The sequence below is a fragment of the Paenarthrobacter sp. NPDC057355 genome (genome assembly GCF_042667405.1).
GTDB lineage: Bacteria > Actinomycetota > Actinomycetes > Actinomycetales > Micrococcaceae > Arthrobacter.
This window is the reverse complement of the sequence record NZ_JBHVAL010000011.1, coordinates 79,970-98,847: the sequence shown is the minus strand read 5'-3', so window position 1 is coordinate 98,847 and position 18,878 is coordinate 79,970. Positions and strand designations below refer to the sequence as shown.

Annotated in this window: 16 protein-coding genes; 12 read left to right on the top strand and 4 right to left on the bottom strand. The window is 63.0% G+C overall.

Translation table 11 applies throughout. The annotated features are described in order from the left end of the window. Nucleotide 1: 1 nt before the first annotated feature. Complete coding sequence (locus tag ACFUOZ_RS13600) at nt 2-697, bottom strand: TIGR03089 family protein (RefSeq protein ID WP_377548950.1); 696 nt, start codon at nt 695-697, stop codon at nt 2-4. Between the two features lie 377 nt (nt 698-1,074). Here ACFUOZ_RS13600 and ACFUOZ_RS13595 point away from each other — a divergent pair, with 377 nt between their 5' ends. Genes ACFUOZ_RS13595 through ACFUOZ_RS13585 form a run of 3 tightly spaced genes read left to right on the top strand, consistent with a single transcriptional unit; the run spans nt 1,075 to nt 6,717 of the window. Beyond that, a complete protein-coding gene (locus tag ACFUOZ_RS13595) occupies nt 1,075-1,620 on the top strand; it encodes a WhiB family transcriptional regulator (protein ID WP_377548947.1) in 546 nt (181 codons plus the stop codon). 11 nt (nt 1,621-1,631) lie between these two features. Beyond that, nucleotides 1,632-4,988, top strand: a complete 3,357-nt coding sequence (locus tag ACFUOZ_RS13590) for a glycosyltransferase (protein ID WP_377548945.1) — start codon at nt 1,632-1,634, stop codon at nt 4,986-4,988. Then, nucleotides 4,981-6,717, top strand: coding sequence for a DUF5719 family protein (locus ACFUOZ_RS13585; protein WP_377548942.1), 1,737 nt, complete (start codon nt 4,981-4,983; stop codon nt 6,715-6,717). Before ACFUOZ_RS13590 ends, ACFUOZ_RS13585 begins: the two co-directional genes overlap by 8 nt. Nucleotides 6,718-6,723: 6 nt before the next feature. On the opposite strand, the gene ACFUOZ_RS13580 is transcribed toward ACFUOZ_RS13585, so the two are convergent. After that, nucleotides 6,724-7,242, bottom strand: a complete 519-nt coding sequence (locus tag ACFUOZ_RS13580; RefSeq protein WP_377548939.1) for a metallopeptidase family protein — start codon at nt 7,240-7,242, stop codon at nt 6,724-6,726. Nucleotides 7,243-7,383: 141 nt separating this feature from the next. On the opposite strand from ACFUOZ_RS13580, the gene ACFUOZ_RS13575 reads away from it, so the two are divergent. From ACFUOZ_RS13575 to ACFUOZ_RS13555, 5 genes are all read left to right on the top strand, one after another. Next, complete coding sequence (locus ACFUOZ_RS13575; RefSeq protein WP_262278523.1) at nt 7,384-7,761, top strand: DUF3499 domain-containing protein; 378 nt, start codon at nt 7,384-7,386, stop codon at nt 7,759-7,761. Between the two features lie 158 nt (nt 7,762-7,919). Then, entirely contained in the window at nt 7,920-8,138 is a 219-nt protein-coding gene (locus ACFUOZ_RS13570) for a Trm112 family protein (RefSeq protein WP_377548937.1), read from the top strand. 72 nt (nt 8,139-8,210) lie between these two features. Next, nucleotides 8,211-9,689, top strand: a complete 1,479-nt coding sequence (gene ahcY, locus ACFUOZ_RS13565) for an adenosylhomocysteinase (RefSeq protein ID WP_377548934.1) — start codon at nt 8,211-8,213, stop codon at nt 9,687-9,689. 106 nt (nt 9,690-9,795) lie between these two features. Beyond that, nucleotides 9,796-11,028 (top strand): Ig-like domain-containing protein, encoded by a 1,233-nt coding sequence (locus tag ACFUOZ_RS13560; RefSeq protein ID WP_377548931.1) that lies wholly within the window; start codon nt 9,796-9,798, stop codon nt 11,026-11,028. Between the two features lie 205 nt (nt 11,029-11,233). After that, a complete protein-coding gene (locus ACFUOZ_RS13555; RefSeq protein WP_377548928.1) occupies nt 11,234-12,058 on the top strand; it encodes a pentapeptide repeat-containing protein in 825 nt (274 codons plus the stop codon). Between the two features lie 30 nt (nt 12,059-12,088). Here ACFUOZ_RS13555 and ACFUOZ_RS13550 read toward each other — a convergent pair whose 3' ends face one another. After that, nucleotides 12,089-12,895: an RDD family protein gene (locus ACFUOZ_RS13550; protein WP_377548926.1), complete on the bottom strand. Its 807-nt coding sequence runs from the start codon at nt 12,893-12,895 to the stop codon at nt 12,089-12,091. A gap of 124 nt (nt 12,896-13,019) precedes the next feature. On the opposite strand from ACFUOZ_RS13550, the gene ACFUOZ_RS13545 reads away from it, so the two are divergent. The 4 genes from ACFUOZ_RS13545 to ACFUOZ_RS13530 all read left to right on the top strand — a co-directional run bounded on the left by ACFUOZ_RS13545 (nt 13,020) and on the right by ACFUOZ_RS13530 (nt 18,386). Continuing rightward, nucleotides 13,020-14,015: a stage II sporulation protein M gene (locus ACFUOZ_RS13545; protein ID WP_377548924.1), complete on the top strand. Its 996-nt coding sequence runs from the start codon at nt 13,020-13,022 to the stop codon at nt 14,013-14,015. A gap of 137 nt (nt 14,016-14,152) precedes the next feature. Then, nucleotides 14,153-15,268: a TIGR01906 family membrane protein gene (locus tag ACFUOZ_RS13540; RefSeq protein WP_377548921.1), complete on the top strand. Its 1,116-nt coding sequence runs from the start codon at nt 14,153-14,155 to the stop codon at nt 15,266-15,268. Between the two features lie 134 nt (nt 15,269-15,402). Further along, nucleotides 15,403-15,822: a hypothetical protein gene (locus tag ACFUOZ_RS13535; RefSeq protein ID WP_377548919.1), complete on the top strand. Its 420-nt coding sequence runs from the start codon at nt 15,403-15,405 to the stop codon at nt 15,820-15,822. 5 nt (nt 15,823-15,827) lie between these two features. Next, complete coding sequence (locus ACFUOZ_RS13530) at nt 15,828-18,386, top strand: DUF4132 domain-containing protein (protein WP_377548917.1); 2,559 nt, start codon at nt 15,828-15,830, stop codon at nt 18,384-18,386. 3 nt (nt 18,387-18,389) lie between these two features. Here the strand turns inward: ACFUOZ_RS13530 and ACFUOZ_RS13525 are convergent, their stop codons facing one another. Then, the gene (locus ACFUOZ_RS13525; RefSeq protein ID WP_377548914.1) at nt 18,390-18,872 is read right to left on the bottom strand and encodes a hypothetical protein; all 483 of its coding nucleotides are present in this window, start codon (nt 18,870-18,872) and stop codon (nt 18,390-18,392) included. Between the last annotated feature and the right edge of the window lie 6 nt (nt 18,873-18,878).

Here is an 18,878-nt window from a genome sequence, read left to right as displayed (position 1 = left end):
ACTACGGCCGGCTGATCCGCTCGTTGTCCAGGAGATGCTCGGTAACATCCACGTCTGGGTGCACGAGCACAACGGAGCCGTCCTCTTTCCATGCCCCGAGGGCCGCGGCGAGGCATGATTCCAATCCGTCGGTTGTGCGCACCAGAAGCCGGACTGAGGGCTGCTGCGCAGCGGCAAAGCCCTCCAGCAGCTCCGCGTGCAGGTGCCCGGCAGAACCGCGCACGGCGGAGTTGGCCTCCTCGACGTCGTTATGGGCCATGAAGACGTCGCCGTGGGAGCGTACTTCCGCCGCGTAATCCACGACGCCGGATGGCAGCTCACCGGGCCAGCGCATCGCAAGTGCCGCGAGCGGTACGGCGACCACCGCATCGAAGCCGGCCCCGGCGCCGTCGTCAGGCTTATCGGTGACCAAAAGATTGGCGGAGGTGCCGTCCAGGACTACCTCCATTCCCAACTGCCAGGCAGCCAGTGCCCAGACAAAGGACTTCCAGTGGGCCGGAAGGTCCAGACGGATGGACATCCCGGGTTCGGCGTCGAGCTCGTCCTGGAGCAGGTTGCTTGTTTTGGCCACCCAGTTGTCCAGAACACGCCCGGACAGTTCAACCCGCTCTGAGTCGGGGCCGTACCAAGTGAGTCGGGGCGATGTTGAATGCCCGGACCGAAGGGCGGTCATCAAGTTCACTGCCGGAATGCTCATGCGTCAATCTTGCCACGGCCGTTGCGCAGCGTTCCCGGGAAGAGAGCGCCGGATGTGAATTGCGACACACTCGCTTTTGTCCAATCGCTGGTTGCGTCCGTTACGCCCATGCCGATTCCGCGGTAATTCAACGAATGTTCACGCAAGCGATTCAGGGGTCCCAATTTTCCGCGGGTTTCGATTGGGCCAAGGCCCGGGATGTTGGGCGTGGCGCATCCCACTTTTCCACAGCTTCTTGATTATTATCCCGGCGCGGCTTGACTGACTGTAGTTACACGCGTGTAATTAGTAATCAACGCCGCTGCACAGGCATCCGGAAACACCACCGGAAGTCGGAAATACATCCAAGCAGCAGCTGCAAACTCAGGAGGGACGCCATGGGGCAAGCGTTGCGTATCCAGGAAGATGCAGTCGTCGCAGAACATGCGTCGGTGAAATACCGTTCGCGGGAAGTGCCAGGAGACTGGTACGTGGACCCCGCGGATCCGGAAGCGGCAGACCGATACAACCAGAATGTGCAGCAGTCTTTGGAGGACCAGGCAACGGCCCTCCTCGCGGCACATGAGGCATTGATCGGTGACTTGCCGGCTGGTCCGGAAGATGAACTCGACGATCCTCCCATGGAGCTGCGCCGTCCGCTTGAGACGCCCGGACAACCTGTATGGATCGGTCTCCCCGGCCAAGGGGAATTCGACGACGAAGGTGAGCTTGGCTGGCAGACGGACGCACTGTGCGCGCAAACCGATCCCGAAGCATTCTTCCCCGAGAAGGGCGGATCAACCCGGGATGCCAAGAAGGTCTGCGGAGCGTGCAACGTGCGCTCACAGTGCTTGGAGTACGCTCTGGCCAATGACGAGCGGTTCGGTATTTGGGGCGGGCTTTCCGAGCGGGAGCGCCGTCGGCTAAGGAAGCGAGCGGTCTAATTCTCAAGGAAGTGCACGTTACCGCCATCGTGGTTTCCCACGATGGCGGCAACTACCTGCCCAGGACATTGGCGGCATTGTCGGACCAGACGCGTTCGGCAGATGCCGCCATTGGCATTGATACAGGTTCCACGGATAACTCCTTGGGCCTGCTCCGGGGCGCCCTCGGCGAAAGCAATGTCACCACCTTCCACCAAGCAAAGACCGGCTTTGGCGCTGCTGTCCGCGCGGGTTTGCAGGAGCTTGCTCCTGCCCGGAACAAGTCCGGGGAGAACCCGGCCGTGGAGTGGATCTGGCTCCTGCATGATGATGCCGCTCCCGCGCCCGACGCGCTGGCAGAGCTGCTCCACGCGGTTGAGCGCGCGCCGTCGGTAACTGTCGCCGGTTGCAAGCAGCTCGGTTGGGACAACGACCGACACTTGGTGGATGTAGGACTTTCAACGAGTCGCTGGGCAGAGCGCCTCACCTTGATCGACGCCGACGAAGTTGACCAAGGGCAGTACGACGCGAGGTCGGACACGTTCGCCGTTAACTCCGCGGGAATGTTGGTACGACGAGACGTCTGGGAGCAGCTGGACGGATTCGATCCCGCACTGCCCGGCAGTGGTGACGACGTGGATTTCTGCTGGCGGAACTGGCTTGCCGGCAACCGGGTGGTTGTTGTTCCCTCTGCCCGGATGTTCCACGTGGAGCACCGCCCGCATGGCCTGGGCACGTCCTCGGCAGCGCGAAAAGCCCAGATCCATCTCCGGCTCAAGCACACGCCCTGGTGGAAGGTGCCGTTCCAGGCTGTTGGTGCTTTCTTCGGTGCCATCGTCCGCCTGGTCCTGAGCATCCTCGTGAAGGAACCGGGATACGGCTTTTCCCAATTCACGGCCACTCTGGCAGCTTTGGTTCGTCCCGTCGCGATTGCCCGGGGGCGCCGCGTCGCGGCCAGGACGCGGCGCGTCCATCGTTCCGTGGTGCGCGGCCTCCAGACACCGACGCGCGAGGTCCGGGCCCATCGGCGATCCTTGCTGGAAGCCATCCGCCCTGGTGAGGACACCCAGCCCGCCAGCGATCTCCTGGCTCCCGAGCCCAGCGGTGACGCCGCAGACGACTTTGAAGCCCTGGCAACGAACGAGCGGGGCTGGGTGGGAACCGGCGCTGTTGCCGCGGCCTGCATCGCCCTGGCAGCAGCCGTAGTTGGGCTGCTGGGGCTCCTTCGCTCCGGTCCTGTCACCGGAGGCGGGCTCCTCCCTCTCTCGGAATCCCCGGCGGAGATCTGGGCCAACGCATCCACATGGTGGATTTCCCTTGGCGCAGGCCTGCCGGGCCACGGCGACCCATTTGGCTACGTCTTGTGGATTCTGTCCCTCATCGGCGGCGGGGACGGGAATGCAGCCATGGCATGGCTCCTCATCCTCGCAATGCCGGTGTCCGCTGTTGGAGCGTGGTTTGCGTCGGGAGCGTTGACCACCAAACGCCGGTTCCGGACTGTGGCAGCACTTGTGTGGGCAGGCGCTCCGACCCTCTTGATTTCCATCAATGAAGGCCGCATCGGCGCGTTGATGGCCCACCTCATGATGCCGCTGCTGCTGCTTGCATTGCTGCGGGCATCGGGATCTGCGGTCGGACAATCGAGGACATCGCACCCCGCGATGGGTCAGGGGCACACGACCTCCGGTCCCATCCGCAGCAAACCCGGCGTTAACGGGACGCCTTCGTGGACTGCAGCAGCCGCCGCCGGTTTGGCCATGGCTGTCGTCACAGCCTCGGCGCCATCCTTGTTGGGGCCGGTCATCGTCGCAGTAGTTCTGGCTGCCGTGGTCCTGGGGCAGCGCGGCAAGACCATGTGGTGGTCATTGCTGCCAACACTGGCATTGTTCCTTCCCTATGGCATTTCCGTTCTCGACAGGCCCCGCTCGTTGCTGGCCGACCCTGGACTTCCCCTCGGCTTCGAAGCCGCTCCGCTGTGGCAGCAGCTGCTCGGCCAGCCGCTGGCCTTCAAGATCGACGGCGGCCTGACGGGACTGTCGCTGTTCGGTGCAGGGCCTGTGCCGTGGGCGCTGATTCTGGCGTTGCTGATTGGTGTGCCTGTGGTGCTGCTTGCCGTGGCGGCTTTGTTCCTGCCCGGTAAGCGCACAGCACTGGCGCGGGTTTTCTGGTTGGCTGCCCTGGCCACCTTGGGAAGCGGCTGGCTCGTCGGGCACGTGGCCACGGGCGTCAACAACAACGTCATCGTTGGGCCCTTCACCGGCCCGTCCGTGTCCGCCTCCGGGATGCTGTTGCTCGGTGCTGCCTTGCTTGGCGCTGAGAAGATCTTCACTGCGAGCCGCAGAACCTCTGATGCTGCCCGCCGGAAGCTTCCGCTGCGACGCGCTGCTTCGGCCGTCGTGGTGATCCTGTTTGTTGCCGGGCCTTTGGCGGGAATGGGATCCTGGGCTGCGCAGAACGTCCTCCAACCTTCGACCTCCACGGGTTCCCCGGCTTCCAAAACCCCGCAGTCGGCTTCGTCCCTGGGCGCCCACCGCCAAGTGTGGCCCACGGAGTCCGGCACCCTGCCCGCTACCGCCGTCGATCGTGGCCAAGGGCCAGAACGTACGCGAACCCTGGTGATCACCAGCGGAGAGCAAGGCGCCTTCACATCCTCACTCATGCGCGGAGCCGGAACAACGCTGGACAGCCTGTCCACGATCGCCTCGGCCAGGACCATTATTGGTGCGCCGGGCCGTGAGGAACTGACGACCGATGACGCCGCTACCGCATCCCTCCGGCGGGCCGTGGCAACGATCGTAGCCAGCACGGGCGTGGATCCCCGCCCCGACCTTGAGCAACTCGGTGCGGGTTTCGTGGTGCTGAAGGCCGCCGACAACGCTGATCAACTGACTGCGAGCAGGATCGACGCCGTCCCGGGGCTGGTTGCCGTGGGTCAGACGGAAGCGGGCTGGCTATGGCGGGTGACGCCCCGCCAAGCGGCGGGCAATGCTGCTGACGCGGCGCATCGTGTCCGCATCGTCAATGGCCAAGGCGCCACCGTGGGGACGCTGCCCTCTGACGACGTTTCGGCAAAGGCCAGCGTTCCAGCCGGAGATGACGGCAGGAAAGTGGTGCTGGCCGAACGCGCTGATCCCGGTTGGTCGGCCGTGTTCGACGGCAAGCCGTTGACGGCGACAACATCCGGGTGGTCGCAGGCGTTCGACCTGCCAGCTGGTGGCGGGGAACTCGAAATCCGCTACACGAACCCCTGGGCCGTATGGCTGGGAGTTCTGCAGGTGGTGGTCATGGCCTTGACGATCCTGCTGGCGATTCCGATGCCGGCCCGCCGTTCCCGCACGGGCATGTCGAGGGACGAAGTATCCCTCCGTAAGGAGTACAGCAGTGTCTGAGGACCAGAAGAAGAACGCCGAGGAAGCAACACCGGCGGCTGATACGAATCCGGCCGAGGACTCCTCCCGCAGCGAAAAGTCCCCCCGCAGCGAGAAGCCCTCCCGCAGCGACAAGTCGCAGCGCAGCGAAAAGTCGTCCCGCACCAAGGGTTCGCGACGATCCAATTCGGGCGTCGTCACCGGGATGCTCTCCGCTGTTGTCATCCTGGCTGCCGGCGGGGGCGCTGTGGCCGCCACCTCGATGGTTCCCGGACCTTCCGGCGGTACCGGCACGGACATCCTCCAGGCTGACGTTCCTGCCGGCCGAGCACTGGGCGTATGCCCCGAACCGGCGCGGCTGGTCAGCGGGACGGTGGTGGGCACGGACGCCGACTTCAGCCCTGTCTCGACCACGGCCGCAAGCGCCCTCAACGCTGTGGTGCTGAGCAATCCCGCTGGGACGGTTCCCGGGAGCAAGGTCACGGCCCTGGGTGGCGGAGCGGTTGCAGAGATCGCCAAGGCTCCCACGAGCTCTCCTGCGCCTACGTCCGGACCGCCGGTTCTCGCAGCCGGTGTGGCGTCCATCAGTCCGGTCACGTCGCCCTCAGTGGTGGAGGCAGCACCCATCGGAAACGAGCAGGCGTCCATGGCCGCCAACCTCAGCTATTCGGCTACGGATGGGGATCTCAGGGGACTTGCGTCGGCGCAGTGCCAGTCGCCGGCCAACGACTCATGGTTGCAGGGTGCGAACACCTCGGTTGGCCGCACTGCGGTACTCAACGTGAGTAACCCCTCAGAAACCCCAGCCACGGTGAACCTGGACCTTTACGGTTACGAAGGCCAGATCCAGGCCCCGGGCGCCAGGGGACTCCTGGTGGCTCCGGGAACTACCCGCTCCCTGAACCTCGCCGGGCTGGCCCCGGGAGAATCCCAGCTGGCAGTCCGCGTCCGCAGCACTGGCGGTCCGGTGGCGGCAACAATCCAGCAAAGCGTACTGCGCGGGCTCGCTCCCGGGGGAGTCGAGTACCTTTCCCCTGGTGACGGGCCATCGAACGTCCAGGTGATGTCCGGCGTCGCTGTTCAGGACGCCGACGGTATCAAGGCACTGGGCGCGAAGTCCGGTTTCGCCGACGCGGTTCCGGCCCTCCAGATCGCCGTTCCCGGATCAACGGATGCAGTGGTCCAAGTCAGCCTGTACGGCGCCAACGGCGAGCGGAAGCTTCCCAATGGGGGAGTAGTGACGGTCAAGGGTGGCTCTGTTGCCACCATGAATCTCGATGGCGTACCGGCCGGCAGTTATACAGTCCGTGCCAGCTCCGACGTTTCGTTTGTTGCATCCACCAGGGTTACCCGTGGCGCGAAGGCTGAAGAAGCCACGGATTTCGCCTGGTCTCCGGCATCGGCGCGGTTGGGGAGCCAGCACCTGGTGGCCGTTCCGCGTGATGGGCTGCGCTCTTTGAGCTTTGGCGTCCCTGAGGGCCGTGCCACGGTCAGCTACGCTCCTGTCACGGCCGACGGCAAGGTGGGCAAGGCCGTTGACCTAGACCTCGCCGGTGGCACCACGTCGGTCATCGAACTCCCGGCAAAGACCGGCGATGCCGTCGTAGCGGGATACGTGGTTTCCGCATCCGGCGATCCCGTCTATGGCGCAATGGTCCTGGGAAAACAAGGCCGCAATGACGTGTCAGTGGTGGCGATCCAGGATGCTGCGGCGGGGCTGGAGAAGGTCCCCGTCACAGTGGGCTACTAGCAGGCCCTACTGGTAGCGGCGGCGATAAACGGGGTCCAAGGTCTCCGGGGGTACGCCCAGCATTTCCGCCGTGTACTCCACCACAACGTCGTGGACCAGGTCCTGCAGTTCGTCACGGGTGGTGGTGCCTTGCTCCACCACCCGGCGGAAGACCGTGATCATGGGCGGCTCGCCGCGACCGCCGGGGGTATAGGCACCCATGGGAGCCGGGTTGCCCGTGGCGACCAGCTGTTCCAGGTTCGGCGGGATCTCGTCGACGGCGAAAAGGACACCGTCCAGCTGTTTGCCCCACATGTCCTGGAGACGTTCGGCGGAGTCGAGCACCATGTCGTCGAACCGCTCGGAACGCGTGCGGAAACCTGGAAGGTTGGGAAGCATCAGCTCGCCCCGCAGCCCCCTGCCATGGCGGTTGCGCCGGCGCTGCCGGAATCCCCGCACGCCCGGTCCGGCGTGTCCCTCTGTCTGATCGCCATCGGCGTCAGTCCACCGGACGGTAAATCCGGGAACATGTGGCTGTGACTGCATATATCGACTTTAGTCCCGGGTACCGGCCAGCGCGACATCATTGTCCACACCGCGCCGAAGTCGCCCAAACCACGCCATCATTGCCGGCCACGGCGCCTCAATGCGCGCCCCAGGTGCCAAGTAGCGCTAATCTGGGATGTTGTGGGTGCTATTCGTCAGTGTTCAAGATCAGCCTGCCGCCAGTCTGCGGTGGCCACTTTGACGTACGTGTACGCAGATTCAACGGCTGTCCTCGGGCCGCTTGCCACCTATGCGGAACCGCACGCGTATGACCTCTGCACACAGCACGCCGACAGCCTCACCGTCCCGCGCGGCTGGGAAGTGCTGCGTTTGGCGATGCCCACGACGCCCCCGCAACCTGGCCCGGACGATCTCCTGGCGCTGGCGAACGCTGTCCGCGAGGCAGCATCCGCGGCCCCAGAGACCCCTGCCCGCCAAAGCCACCCGCACATTGAAGCCCCGGCGAGCGCCGAGGGCACCCGCCGGGGCCATCTCCGCATTCTCCGCGAGCCGTCCTAAGGTTCCACCGCCGTCAGAGGTCACGACGACGGCTCGCACCGCCGTCGTGACTCAAACCGTCGCAGTGATCCAAAGCCCGCGGTCCCGCGCGGTAGTCTGGAAGCTGCAGATAAATCCGCCAGCGGCGCCAGGCCGGCGCCACCCAGGGAGCATCATTCATGCCTAAGGTCAGTCCTGAACTGTTGTCCATCCTGCGTTGCCCCGTGACGGGTTCATCGCTGGTCCAGGAGGGCGAGGAGCTGGTATCGACAGCTGAAGCCGGGGACGGCGCCAAGCTCCGCTACTCCATCGAGGACGGCATTCCGCTGCTGCTGCCTCCGGAGCTTCTGGCTGCGGCCAATGCTGCCGGCTCGGGCCAGCACGACTCCAAGGCCTAGCAGCCCGTTTTCCTACCGGGCATCGCTTCAGAACGCACATTTTTACACCCGCACGGCACCCTAAGGACTTCCATGACTTTCGACTACAAAGTGGCTGATATTTCGCTCGCCGAGGCAGGCCGCCACCAGATCAGGCTTGCCGAGCACGAGATGCCCGGCCTGATGTCGCTTCGCGCCGAGTTCGGCGCTTCCCAGCCGCTCAAGGGCGCGCGGATCGCCGGTTCCCTGCACATGACGGTCCAGACCGCCGTGCTCATCGAGACCCTCACAGCGCTTGGCGCGGAAGTCCGTTGGGCCTCCTGCAACATCTTCTCCACCCAGGACGAAGCCGCTGCCGCGATCGTGGTCGGCAAGGGAACCCCGGAAGACCCGCAGGGTGTTCCGGTCTTCGCCTGGAAGGGTGAAACCCTTGAAGAGTACTGGTGGACTGCCGAACAGATCCTCACCTGGCCGGGCGCCGACACCGACCCTGAGTTGGGTCCCAACATGATTCTCGACGACGGCGGCGACGCCACGCTGCTGCTGCACAAAGGCGTGGAGTTCGAGGCAGCCGGCGCTGTCCCGGCGGCCACCGAAGAGGACCCCGAGGAATATGCGATCATCCTCGACCTCCTTCGCCGCACGCTGGCTGAGGACCCGCAGAAGTGGACCCGCACCGCAGGCCTCATCCAGGGCGTCACCGAAGAAACCACCACGGGTGTCCACCGCTTGTACCAGCTGGCTGAGCAGGGCAAGCTCCTCTTCCCGGCCATCAACGTCAACGACTCTGTCACCAAGAGCAAGTTCGACAACAAGTACGGCATCCGCCACTCCCTCCCGGACGGCATCAACAGGGCCACGGACGTCCTCATGGGCGGCAAGGTCGCCGTCGTCTGTGGTTATGGCGACGTCGGCAAGGGCGCGGCGGAAGCTCTGCGTGGACAGGGATCGCGCGTCATCGTTACCGAGATCGACCCCATCTGTGCGCTCCAGGCAGCAATGGACGGCTACCAGGTTGCCAAGTTGGAGACGGTGCTGGCACAAGGCGATATCTTCATCACCACGACCGGCAACAAGGACGTCATCCTGGCCGAGCACATGCTGGGCATGAAGAACAAAGCGATCGTGGGCAACATCGGCCACTTCGACAACGAGATCGACATCGCCGGCCTGGCCAAGGTCGAAGGGGTCAAGAAGGTAGAGATCAAGCCGCAGGTCCACGAGTGGGTCTTCGACTCCGGCACGGACAACGAGCGCTCCATCATCGTCCTCTCCGAGGGCCGCTTGCTGAACCTGGGCAACGCCACGGGCCACCCTTCGTTCGTGATGAGCAACTCGTTCGCCAACCAGACGATCGCGCAGATCGAGCTGTGGACGAAGAAGGACCAGCCTGCCGGCGAGCGGGAGTACCAGAAGCAGGTTTACGTTCTGCCGAAGATCCTGGACGAGAAGGTCGCCCGACTGCACCTGGACGCCCTCGGTGTTGAATTGACGGAGCTAAGCAAGGAACAGGCCGAGTACCTGGACCTCGATGTCGCCGGGCCCTACAAGCCGGAGCACTACCGCTACTAAGAGCTCCACATAATCCACAAATCGATGGAGAAAGGCCGGCGCGCAATCAGCGTGGCCGGCCTTTCGACTAGAATTGGGTATTCAGTATTGCTTGCCGGGGGACAGGATGACGGGAAACATGACGGAAGTCGCCAAACGGAAAACGGGCAAGGTCCTTGCCATCATTGGGATCTGCGCGGCCATTGCCGTGGGCGGAATCGGCGTGGCCACCGTGCCTGGACTGTTGCCCGGCTCTTCGCAGGACACCGCCAACGCCCCGTCTCCCACTCCGACTGTTGAGGCGAAACCCGTCGAGGTAGGGATCACCCCGTTGGACGGCGCGGTGGAGTGGAACCCGGTGGTGGGTCCCCAGCTCAAAGCGGTCAACGGCAAGGTCAAAAATGTCGTGTTGACTCCTGCCGACGGCGGGACGCCGGTGGTTGGCAAGATCAGCCCGGATGGCACCACGTGGACCACCCAGGAAGTGCTGAAGTTCAAGACCAAGTACAACTATTCCTACACGGTGGTGGACACAGCCGGGAAGGAAACCACGAAGTCGCAGACCTTCACCACGGTTTCCGCCGCGTATGAGGCAGACGCATCCATCTACCCCCGGAATGGCAGCACGGCAGGATCCGGCCAACCCATTGAAATCAACTTCAGTGAGCCGGTTGTGGACAAGGCGGCCATGGAGAAGCGGGTGGCCATCACCGTCTCCTCCGGCCAGCCGGTGGCGTGGCATTGGTACTCGGATAAGAAGGTGCGCATCCGGCCAGAGGCATTCTGGGCATCCGGAACCACAGTCACCGTTGACATGAAGCTGTTGGGTGTCGATTTCGGCAACAACATGATCGGCAATGGAGACGTTGTGTCCACCTTCACCACCGGACCGCAGCGGATAGCTGTAGTGGACGACACCACCAAGACCATGAACGTGTATTCCGATGGACAACTGGTCCACACGGCTCCTGTGTCCCTCGGCGGCGAAGACTGGTTGTCGCCCACCGGCTACGCCGTCATCCTCGAGCAGGAACGCAAGTCCAACTTCAACGCCGGCAGCATCGGTCTGAAGCCTGGAGACAAGGGCTACTACCCGCCGATGGTAGTGGACTATGCCAACCGTCTGACCTGGTCGGGTGTATACGTCCACCAGGCGCTTGAGGCAGCCTGGGGAGCCATCGGCCGTGTGAACGTCTCGCACGGTTGTGTGGGCTTGCTGCCGGATGACGCGGCGTGGTTCTTCAACAACATGAAGACCGGCGATGTGGTGCAAATCCTGAACACGGGAGCACCCGCTGTTGAACCATTGGAAGGTTTTGGCGACTGGAACATTCCCTGGGCCAGCTACGCCCAGCGGTAATCCAGCTGTTAGGATCGGCGCAGTGATTATTTCTTGCGCTCTTTGACCCGGACTTCTCTTTGACCCGGATTTTCCGTGCCAACCATCTGTTGGCCTCCGGTTTTGTGCTGCCCTCCATCGTGATGACAGGTGTCCCTTAGGGGAACCCGCTGACGGGTTCCCCGGCTCCTCTCAAACGGACCCACTTCATCACCTGGAGCACTATATGACCACTCAACCAACCCTTCGTCCCGACTGCGGCAACTGCTTTGCGCTGTGCTGCACTGCGCTGGGATTCTCCCGCTCTGCGGATTTCGCCATCGATAAGCCTGCCGCTTCGCCGTGCCAAAACCTGGCTGCGGACTTTTCCTGCACCATCCACCAGCGGCTGCGGCCCCGCGGGTTCGCCGGCTGCACGGTTTTTGATTGTTTCGGCGCCGGACAGCTGGTTTCCCAGCACACCTTCGGTGGTACCAGTTGGCGGGAGCGCCCTGCTTCGGCGCCCGGGATGTTTGCCGTCTTCAAAATCGTCAGGCAACTCCACGAGATGCTCTGGTACCTGGACGAAGCCCGGCAACGGACCTTCGATCCCGGGCTTGCCACGGCGGCAGCCCGCCTCGCCGGGCATGTGGCGGCCACCGCGCGTGGTGAGGCCACCACGGTACTTAATGCCGACGTCGAAACCCTCCATGGGCAGGTGCGGAACCTTCTCGTGGAGGTCAGCGAGGAAGTCCGCGCTTCTTACTGTGCGGACGAACGGCAGATGGCCGACGGCGGCCTGCAGCCGGGTGCCGACCTGATGGGCGCCCAGCTTGTGGGCCTCAGCCTATGCGGGGCGGATCTGCGCGGTTCCTACCTGATAGGGGCCAAGCTGACGGGCAGTGACCTGGCGGCAGTGGACTTGCTGGGGGCGGATCTTCGCGGAGCAGAATTGTCGGGCGCGGACCTTTCCACAGCGCTCTATCTGACGCAGCCGCAGATCAACGCGGCCGACGGCAACTCACGGACACTGCTGCCTCCGCGGCTTCGCAGGCCGGACCACTGGGGGTGAGTCCGTGCCGAACTGTGGTTCTGTGCCTAACTAGGGCTCGTGGGTGAACGGGAGCCTTCGTAACCGTGCGCCCACCACAGCGTTCCTCTGCTCGGCCTGACGCAGGCGCGCAAGTTCCCTGTTGCGCCGCTCCCCGAGGACTGCACCAATGTAGTCCTCGGGGATGGTGCCATGGGGTGGGGGCGGTGCAACATAGCCGGCCAGCTCAGTGGCCAGGGACGTTGCCATGGACAGGCGTGATGCCGGCGCCATGAGGTACGCCTGCTGGACAAAGGTGCCTGCCCGCCGTGCGGTGGAGTCCGGTACCCGGCCAATGTCCGCCATGGAAACCCATCCCTGCAGGTAAGGCGACGCGACGGGCATGATCCGGGGTTTCGACGGCACGCGCAGGCGTAGTGAGTACGTTCCGGCAACGATGTCGCCCAGCCTCTTGGACTTCTCGTTGAACAATGCCACGCCAATCGCCAGGCCCCCGAAGGTCATATAGATCTCCAGAAAACCGAGCAGTCCACGGATCAGGGCGTGGCGGAAGCGGATGGATCCGCCGTCGTCGCGCACTATCCGCAGACCGGTGGCGAGCTTTCCCAACGAGCGACCTCGGGTGAGGGTTTCCACAGTGACGGGCACAACCACCACGGAGAATACGATGCTGCACAGGACCAGTGCCTGGATGGCCGAATCGTCGAGGTCAGAGGACGCCGACAAGACGAGGATGATCAGCAAGATTGCCAGGATGACTTGGGAAATGACGTCGAGAACAAGACCCAGCCCGCGGGCTGCAAAGGACGCTGCGCGCAGCTCGAGGACCACTGCCTCGCCTGTAATGATCGAACTCAAGCCAGCCCCCATGCTTCCCGAACATGCGCCCCGTGGCGCCTGCACAAACGAGTCTAGCGGCGTGCCGGGCCAATTGACGCTGCTTTGAGGCATGGACCCGGGCTACAGGCGTTAGGGTGGTGCCGTGGACATCGATGCCTTCTCGGCCATACATGGGGATAAATGGTCGCGGCTTCATGCTCTGGCGCATAAGCGCCGGCTGACGGGAGAGGAAGCGGACGAGCTGCTGCGCCTGTACCAAACGGTTTCCGGGCACCTGTCCCTGATCCGTTCGGTAGCTCCTGAAACCGGTTTGTCGTCCTCGTTGTCCGCTGCCCTTGCGCAAGCCCGCACCAGGTTCACGGGTGCGCGCTCCAACTTCATGGAAGACCTGGCCCGCTTCTTCGTCATCTCACTGCCCGCCGCTTTCTACCGGATCCGCTGGCTGACACTCTGGTGCGGGCTGGCCTTCACCGTGGTCGGGGTGGCCTACGCTCTCTGGATAGGCACTTCACCGGATGCGCTGAGAGCGGCGTTCGGAAGTGATGAGAGAGTGCGCAGGTACGTCGAGGAAGACTTCATCGACTACTACTCAGAGAACCCGGCGGCGTCCTTTGCCGGGGCCGTGTGGACAAATAACGCGTGGATTTCAGCCCAAGCCGTGGCGTTCGGGATCACGGGATTCTGGGTGCCCTACATCCTTTTCATGAACGCCCAGGCCGTGGGAATCGCCGGCGGAGTCTTCATGGCCTCAGGGAAAACCGACGTGTTCTTCAGCTACATTCTCCCGCACGGGTTGATGGAGCTCACTGCTGTGTTCATCGCATGTGCTGCAGGACTCAGAATATTCTGGGCCATGGTCCGTCCTGGCCCCCGGACACGAATGCAGGCTGTGGCCGATGAGGGACGGTCTTTGATCACGATCGCCCTGGGCCTCGTGCTGGTCCTGCTGGTGTCAGGCATTGTGGAAGGCTTTGTAACGCCCAGCCAGCTCCCGGTCTGGGCGAAGATCGCCATTGGAGCCTTGGTTCTTGGCGGATACTGGACTTACACGCTGCTTTTGGGTGGCCGGGCCGTACGCGCGGGGGAGACCGGTGACTTGGATGCCAATGACGGCGGTTATAGAAGCATCGCCGCATAGACCTTACAGTTGCGTTTCAATCTGATGTAAGGCGGCTTGGTTCCTCGTGTCGGCGCAAACCCGGGCGGTAGGCTCGAATGCAGACAAGAGAGCCGGCAGCACGCATTCGCCGGTGGATGCCTACGGAAGTGAACCCTGTGAGCGACAAGAGCCCAAAACCACAAGAACCGGACACGGACGTCCACGAGGACCCCGACGAACCGGCCTTCGACTGGATGAAGCCAAAGACGTCCAGTGGTGCCACCCCTGCGCCTGCAACGACGTCACCCGCTTCAGCCGGCGCCGGGCAGCCGGAGAGCCGCGCTGACCGCAAGGCAGCAGAAGCAGCCGACGCCCCTGCCGAGCCGCCGCTGTTCGCCGACACGCTCGCGGGTGCATCCTCGAACAAGCAGCCCTCGCACTATTCTGAACCGTTGCCGACGTCGGCCCTTCAGGTCCGTCCGCCAGAAGACGAAGTGGCAAGGCGCAATGCTGAACGCGAGCAAGCGGCCAAGGTTAAGCCGGTTGGTCCCCGCGTCTTCCAGGTGCTGTTGGCGGTTTTCTACCCTGTCATCCTCCTGGTGTTGGCCGTCAGGGCAGTGACCAGCCCGTTGTTCCTCTGGGTGGAGTACAACCGTCCGGGATTCCCTGGCGACGGCTACGGCTTCAACACTGATGACCGCATGACCTATGGCTCATACGCCGTGGACTACCTCAGCAACTGGGCAGGTCCCCGGTACCTGGGTGGACTGGTGAACCAGGACGGCGCCAAGCTCTTCAAGGACAGCGAAGTGGCGCACATGGCGGACGTCAAGACGGTGATTCTGTCCTCCTTCGGTGGCGGGCTCCTGCTCATCATCCTCAGTATCATCGCCATCCTGTACCTGCGGAAGCGGAGCAACGGCGGAATCCGTCGCGGGCTGTTTGCCGGCTCCATCGTCACCCTGGTCATCATCATTGGCCTCGCCGTCCTGGCTGTACTGAGCTGGCAGCAGTTCTTCACCGAATTCCACCGGATCTTCTTCGCCAGCGGCACATGGACCTTCTCCTTGGAAGACACCCTCATCAGGCTCTTCCCGGGTCAGTTCTGGGTTGACGCGGGCATCGTCATTGGAGCTTTGGTGTTCATCGCGGCGACGCTGACCTTCATCTTCACGTGGCCGACCAAGCGGCGCCGGGGCCTGGTGTCCGGCGATGCGGAACGCGACGCCGAGGACCAAGACGAATCAAGCGATGAGGTCTCCAACCCCGCTGTTGCGGGGGATCGGGGCTGAATCGACGCGTAACCCATCTCCGAACGGACACGGAGCCGGAAACATCCCGGCTCCGTGTCCGTTTTTTATTGCCATTTCGACTTGCGACCCTGAATGTCTGCCTCGCCGTATATGCTGCGGGAAACGTCCAGTCGATGGGGGAGGACCATATGGCCGTGTTGAGGGTGTGCGATGAACAACTGCCTGGAGCCGGGGCATCAGCCGCGCAAGAACTGTCCGGGTTGCCTGATGTCATAACGGTAGAGGAATTGATCCGTTGGCGTGTGCGCGAGGAGGTCGCCCGCCACAATGCCCTTGCCGGTAGCCGCACCACTGTGGTGGCCGTGTCCGCCACCGAACGCGAGCTCAATGCCCGGGGGGCCCAAAGGACTGTCAAAGGACCTGGACCCGGAAGCTGGGAGAACCAAGCCGATGCCGCGATAAAGGGCTTCGAACGGAACGCCTTCGTCGTGCTGGTGGACGATCGGCAGCTTTGCAGCCTTTCGGACCAGATAGACGTCAGCAAAGCTACTGAAGCAACTTTCATCAAGCTTGTACCACTGGTCGGGGGATGAGTGGAATGACTGAAACAGCAGCACCCAGGGCGTTCCCGCAGAAGCTGGCCCGGCTTGCCGATGACCAAAGGGACCGGCTGTTGGAATTTTTCGAACCTGCGCATTCCGAATGGGCTGCTGGCGGGGAAGCCCTTAATGGTTACCGTGAGCAGTTTGCCCGTTATCTCGAGGAACTCGACCCCGAGGGGCGGAAGGGAGCGTTCGCCCTGACCTTCAAATACATACATGAGCATAAGTATGGAATCGTCGAGTGGCGCCATGAGCAGCCCAACAATCCGGGTGGACGGGTTCGAATGCCGCCTCTGGTAGAGCAGGGGCTTTACGCGTTGTCGGAGCTGGCTCCGTTGGAGTGGGATTTCGAAGAACTCGACTGGATGCTCTCCCACGTGCCCTACTCGCAATACATCTTTCCGTCGTGGCGGCAGGCATTTCACGAGCCGGTCATGGCACTTGATTCCTCTGAACGGAGGAGCATTCCCGCTGCGACGCGCCGAGTGGAAGCCATCCTTCTCATGGATTTCCGGGATGGTCCGGGCCTGCACCCCGAAGTGCGGAAGTTCAATGAACTGCTGCTCGATGACGACACCGGGACCGGCCGCATACCGCTGCAATACGTAACCGATAATGACGACTTCGGGCCCCGGGTCGGCGAGACACTACAAGCCGTACTGCCCGAGTACCAGTCCGCCCGTCTGCTTCTTTTCATGAGCGAACTGACAGGTCCCAAGCCCACTGCCAAATGGAAGCGGGCGGCAGCGGAGTACGTGGCCGAGCAGCCTGAGGCACTATTGGCTGCTCAGCGACTGCTTGGCATTACCGCGGAGCGAACCCCGACAGCGGACTTTGGTGAGTTCTCCTGTCTCACCCCGTACTCGGGATCAGTGGTTCGTGCTTCCTTGTGGCTGCTGGCTTTCCAACCGGATGCCCCGGGACAGATCAGCCTCATCCGTGATGCCAGCGCCTACCTCGGAGCCGGTCACAATGGCAAGAACGGAGTCTGCCGCTCAACCACAGGAGCCAACGCGGGTGTTGAGGCGCTGTTGGAGATCGCCAGGAGCCACCCGGACGCCACCACAGAAGTGGTTGGTGCCCTGGCAAGGATCCGCGATGTTGTTAAAAACAAGAACCTGCATAAGCGCCTTGTCAGCGTCATCGACCAGCTCTCCTCTGAACGCGGCCTCGCCCCCTCGGAACTCCTGGAAACGGCTGTTCCGGATCTCGGGTTCGATGCCCAGGGCGTCAAGGAATTTGCCGCGGGCAGCTACACGGCAAGGGTCGCCTTGACGAACGCAACCGGTGCCGCGGCTGTGGAGCTGGTTTGGGTAGATGCGGACGACAGACGCATGGCAATGCCGTCTGAGTTCAAGAACACGCCGGTGCTTGCTGAAGTAAAACTAGCAGTGAGCGAAGCAAAAAGGGCCCTCGGCAGCCAGCGCCGCCGGATGGAGGGCCTTATGGCTTCAGACAGGGCATGGGCCGGGGTCGACTTCCGGACCCGGTACCTGGAACACGCCGTGGTCGGAACCATCGCGCGGCAGCTGCTGTGGACCCTGGCATCCAACGAAGGTGGATTTTCCGGTTACCCTAGACGCATTGAGGGGGACGCGGGCTGGGAACTGGCGGGAATCGACGGTGAAGTACGTGAAATCACCAGCGACGCCGTCGTCGTGTTGTGGAAGCCCTGGGAGCGCGGTGCGGAGGAAGTGCGGGCTTGGCGCCTGCACCAGATGGAGCACCAGCTCAGGCAACCCTTCAGGCAGGTGTACCGCGAGCTGTATCTGCTCACGGACGCCGAGCGGCAGACCAGGCTGTATTCCAACCGATTCGCGGCTCATATCCTTGACTATCCGAGGGCGCAGGCGCTACTGAAAGACCGTGGTTGGCACGGCACGCAGTTGGGCTCTTGGGACGGCGGCCAAGACAGCCAACTCTACGTAGACTTCCTTGACGAGCGGCTCAGGGCGGGTTTCAGCATCGAACTCCTTGAAGTCCAGGACGACCTGGCATCTCTGTGCACAACCAACAGGGTGTGGTTCGAACGGAACGTAGCCCGGGATACCTGGGAGCCAGTAGACCTCGGTGAGGTGCCACGGGCAGTTTTCAGCGAAGCAATGCGTGATGTTGATTTGGTTACCGCAGTGGCCGCAATCGGGCCGGACCTGGAATGGGCGGACCACCCCAACAGCTCTGTCCAGAATTACTGGAGCGCTTCGCATACAGCGCCCCTTACGGAATCCGCCCAGACGCGACGCGAATATCTTGCCAGCATCCTTCCCCGCACAATCCTCGCAGAGAATTGTAAGTTGACTGATCGCCATCTCCTTGTCCGAGGTGCGCTTCGTAGCTACAAGATCCACCTTGGGTCAGGAAACATCCTGATGGAACCGGACGACTCCTACCTTTGCATTGTTCAAGCGCCCGCTTCACGAGCAGAACGCATCTTCCTTCCCTTCGAGGAAAAGGCGGGGCGGCTGGCTACGATTCTGTCCAAAGCCTTCATGCTCACCAATGACCACAAGATCAAGGATCCCTCCATCCTTAGCCAGATTCAGGGCCGTCGATGAGCCTCAGCCAGTTTCACGGGCAGTCCGGGCCCTAAGAATGCTGATGAGTAGTTCGGGACGATCGGTGCTGGCAATGACGGTCTTGCCGTTGTTCATCTCGATGCTGATCTCGGGGCCGCCGACCAGGTATCCGACCATGCCGGGTCCCATGTACCGAAGCCCGTAGCCGTTGATGCCGGCGGCGTTGTCGGTGGTGACCATGGCGATTTGGTCCCGGGGCAGTTTGCGTTTGAAAATGCCGCAAAAGTCCATGACCACATTTTGTTGATCGACTCTCACCGTGACCGTCATGAAGCCGACAAATGCCCCGGTCGGCAGCATCACCAAGGGGACCAACAGGAAGTCGATCCGGCGCTGAGCCAATGCGAGAGCTATGAAGAGCACGCCGAAGGCCATGATCGCCAGCCCGATGTAACGGGGCAACAGTGTTGCCCGCACGCGGGAGTAGTAAAGCAGCGGGGCCGGCATTACCGATCGATCTGACATGCGCTC

What these genes read in the sequence shown, in the direction of transcription:
- ahcY (WP_377548934.1), top strand. Translation starts at nt 8,211, where the DNA reads ATGACTTTCGACTACAAAGTGGCTGATATTTCGCTCGCCGAGGCAGGC.
- ACFUOZ_RS13560 (WP_377548931.1), top strand. Translation starts at nt 9,796, where the DNA reads ATGACGGGAAACATGACGGAAGTCGCCAAACGGAAAACGGGCAAGGTC.
- ACFUOZ_RS13525 (WP_377548914.1), bottom strand. Translation starts at nt 18,872, where the DNA reads ATGTCAGATCGATCGGTAATGCCGGCCCCGCTGCTTTACTACTCCCGC.
- ACFUOZ_RS13580 (WP_377548939.1), bottom strand. Translation starts at nt 7,242, where the DNA reads ATGCAGTCACAGCCACATGTTCCCGGATTTACCGTCCGGTGGACTGAC.
- ACFUOZ_RS13555 (WP_377548928.1), top strand. Translation starts at nt 11,234, where the DNA reads ATGACCACTCAACCAACCCTTCGTCCCGACTGCGGCAACTGCTTTGCG.
- ACFUOZ_RS13600 (WP_377548950.1), bottom strand. Translation starts at nt 697, where the DNA reads ATGAGCATTCCGGCAGTGAACTTGATGACCGCCCTTCGGTCCGGGCAT.
- ACFUOZ_RS13530 (WP_377548917.1), top strand. Translation starts at nt 15,828, where the DNA reads ATGACTGAAACAGCAGCACCCAGGGCGTTCCCGCAGAAGCTGGCCCGG.
- ACFUOZ_RS13570 (WP_377548937.1), top strand. Translation starts at nt 7,920, where the DNA reads ATGCCTAAGGTCAGTCCTGAACTGTTGTCCATCCTGCGTTGCCCCGTG.
- ACFUOZ_RS13595 (WP_377548947.1), top strand. Translation starts at nt 1,075, where the DNA reads ATGGGGCAAGCGTTGCGTATCCAGGAAGATGCAGTCGTCGCAGAACAT.
- ACFUOZ_RS13535 (WP_377548919.1), top strand. Translation starts at nt 15,403, where the DNA reads ATGGGGGAGGACCATATGGCCGTGTTGAGGGTGTGCGATGAACAACTG.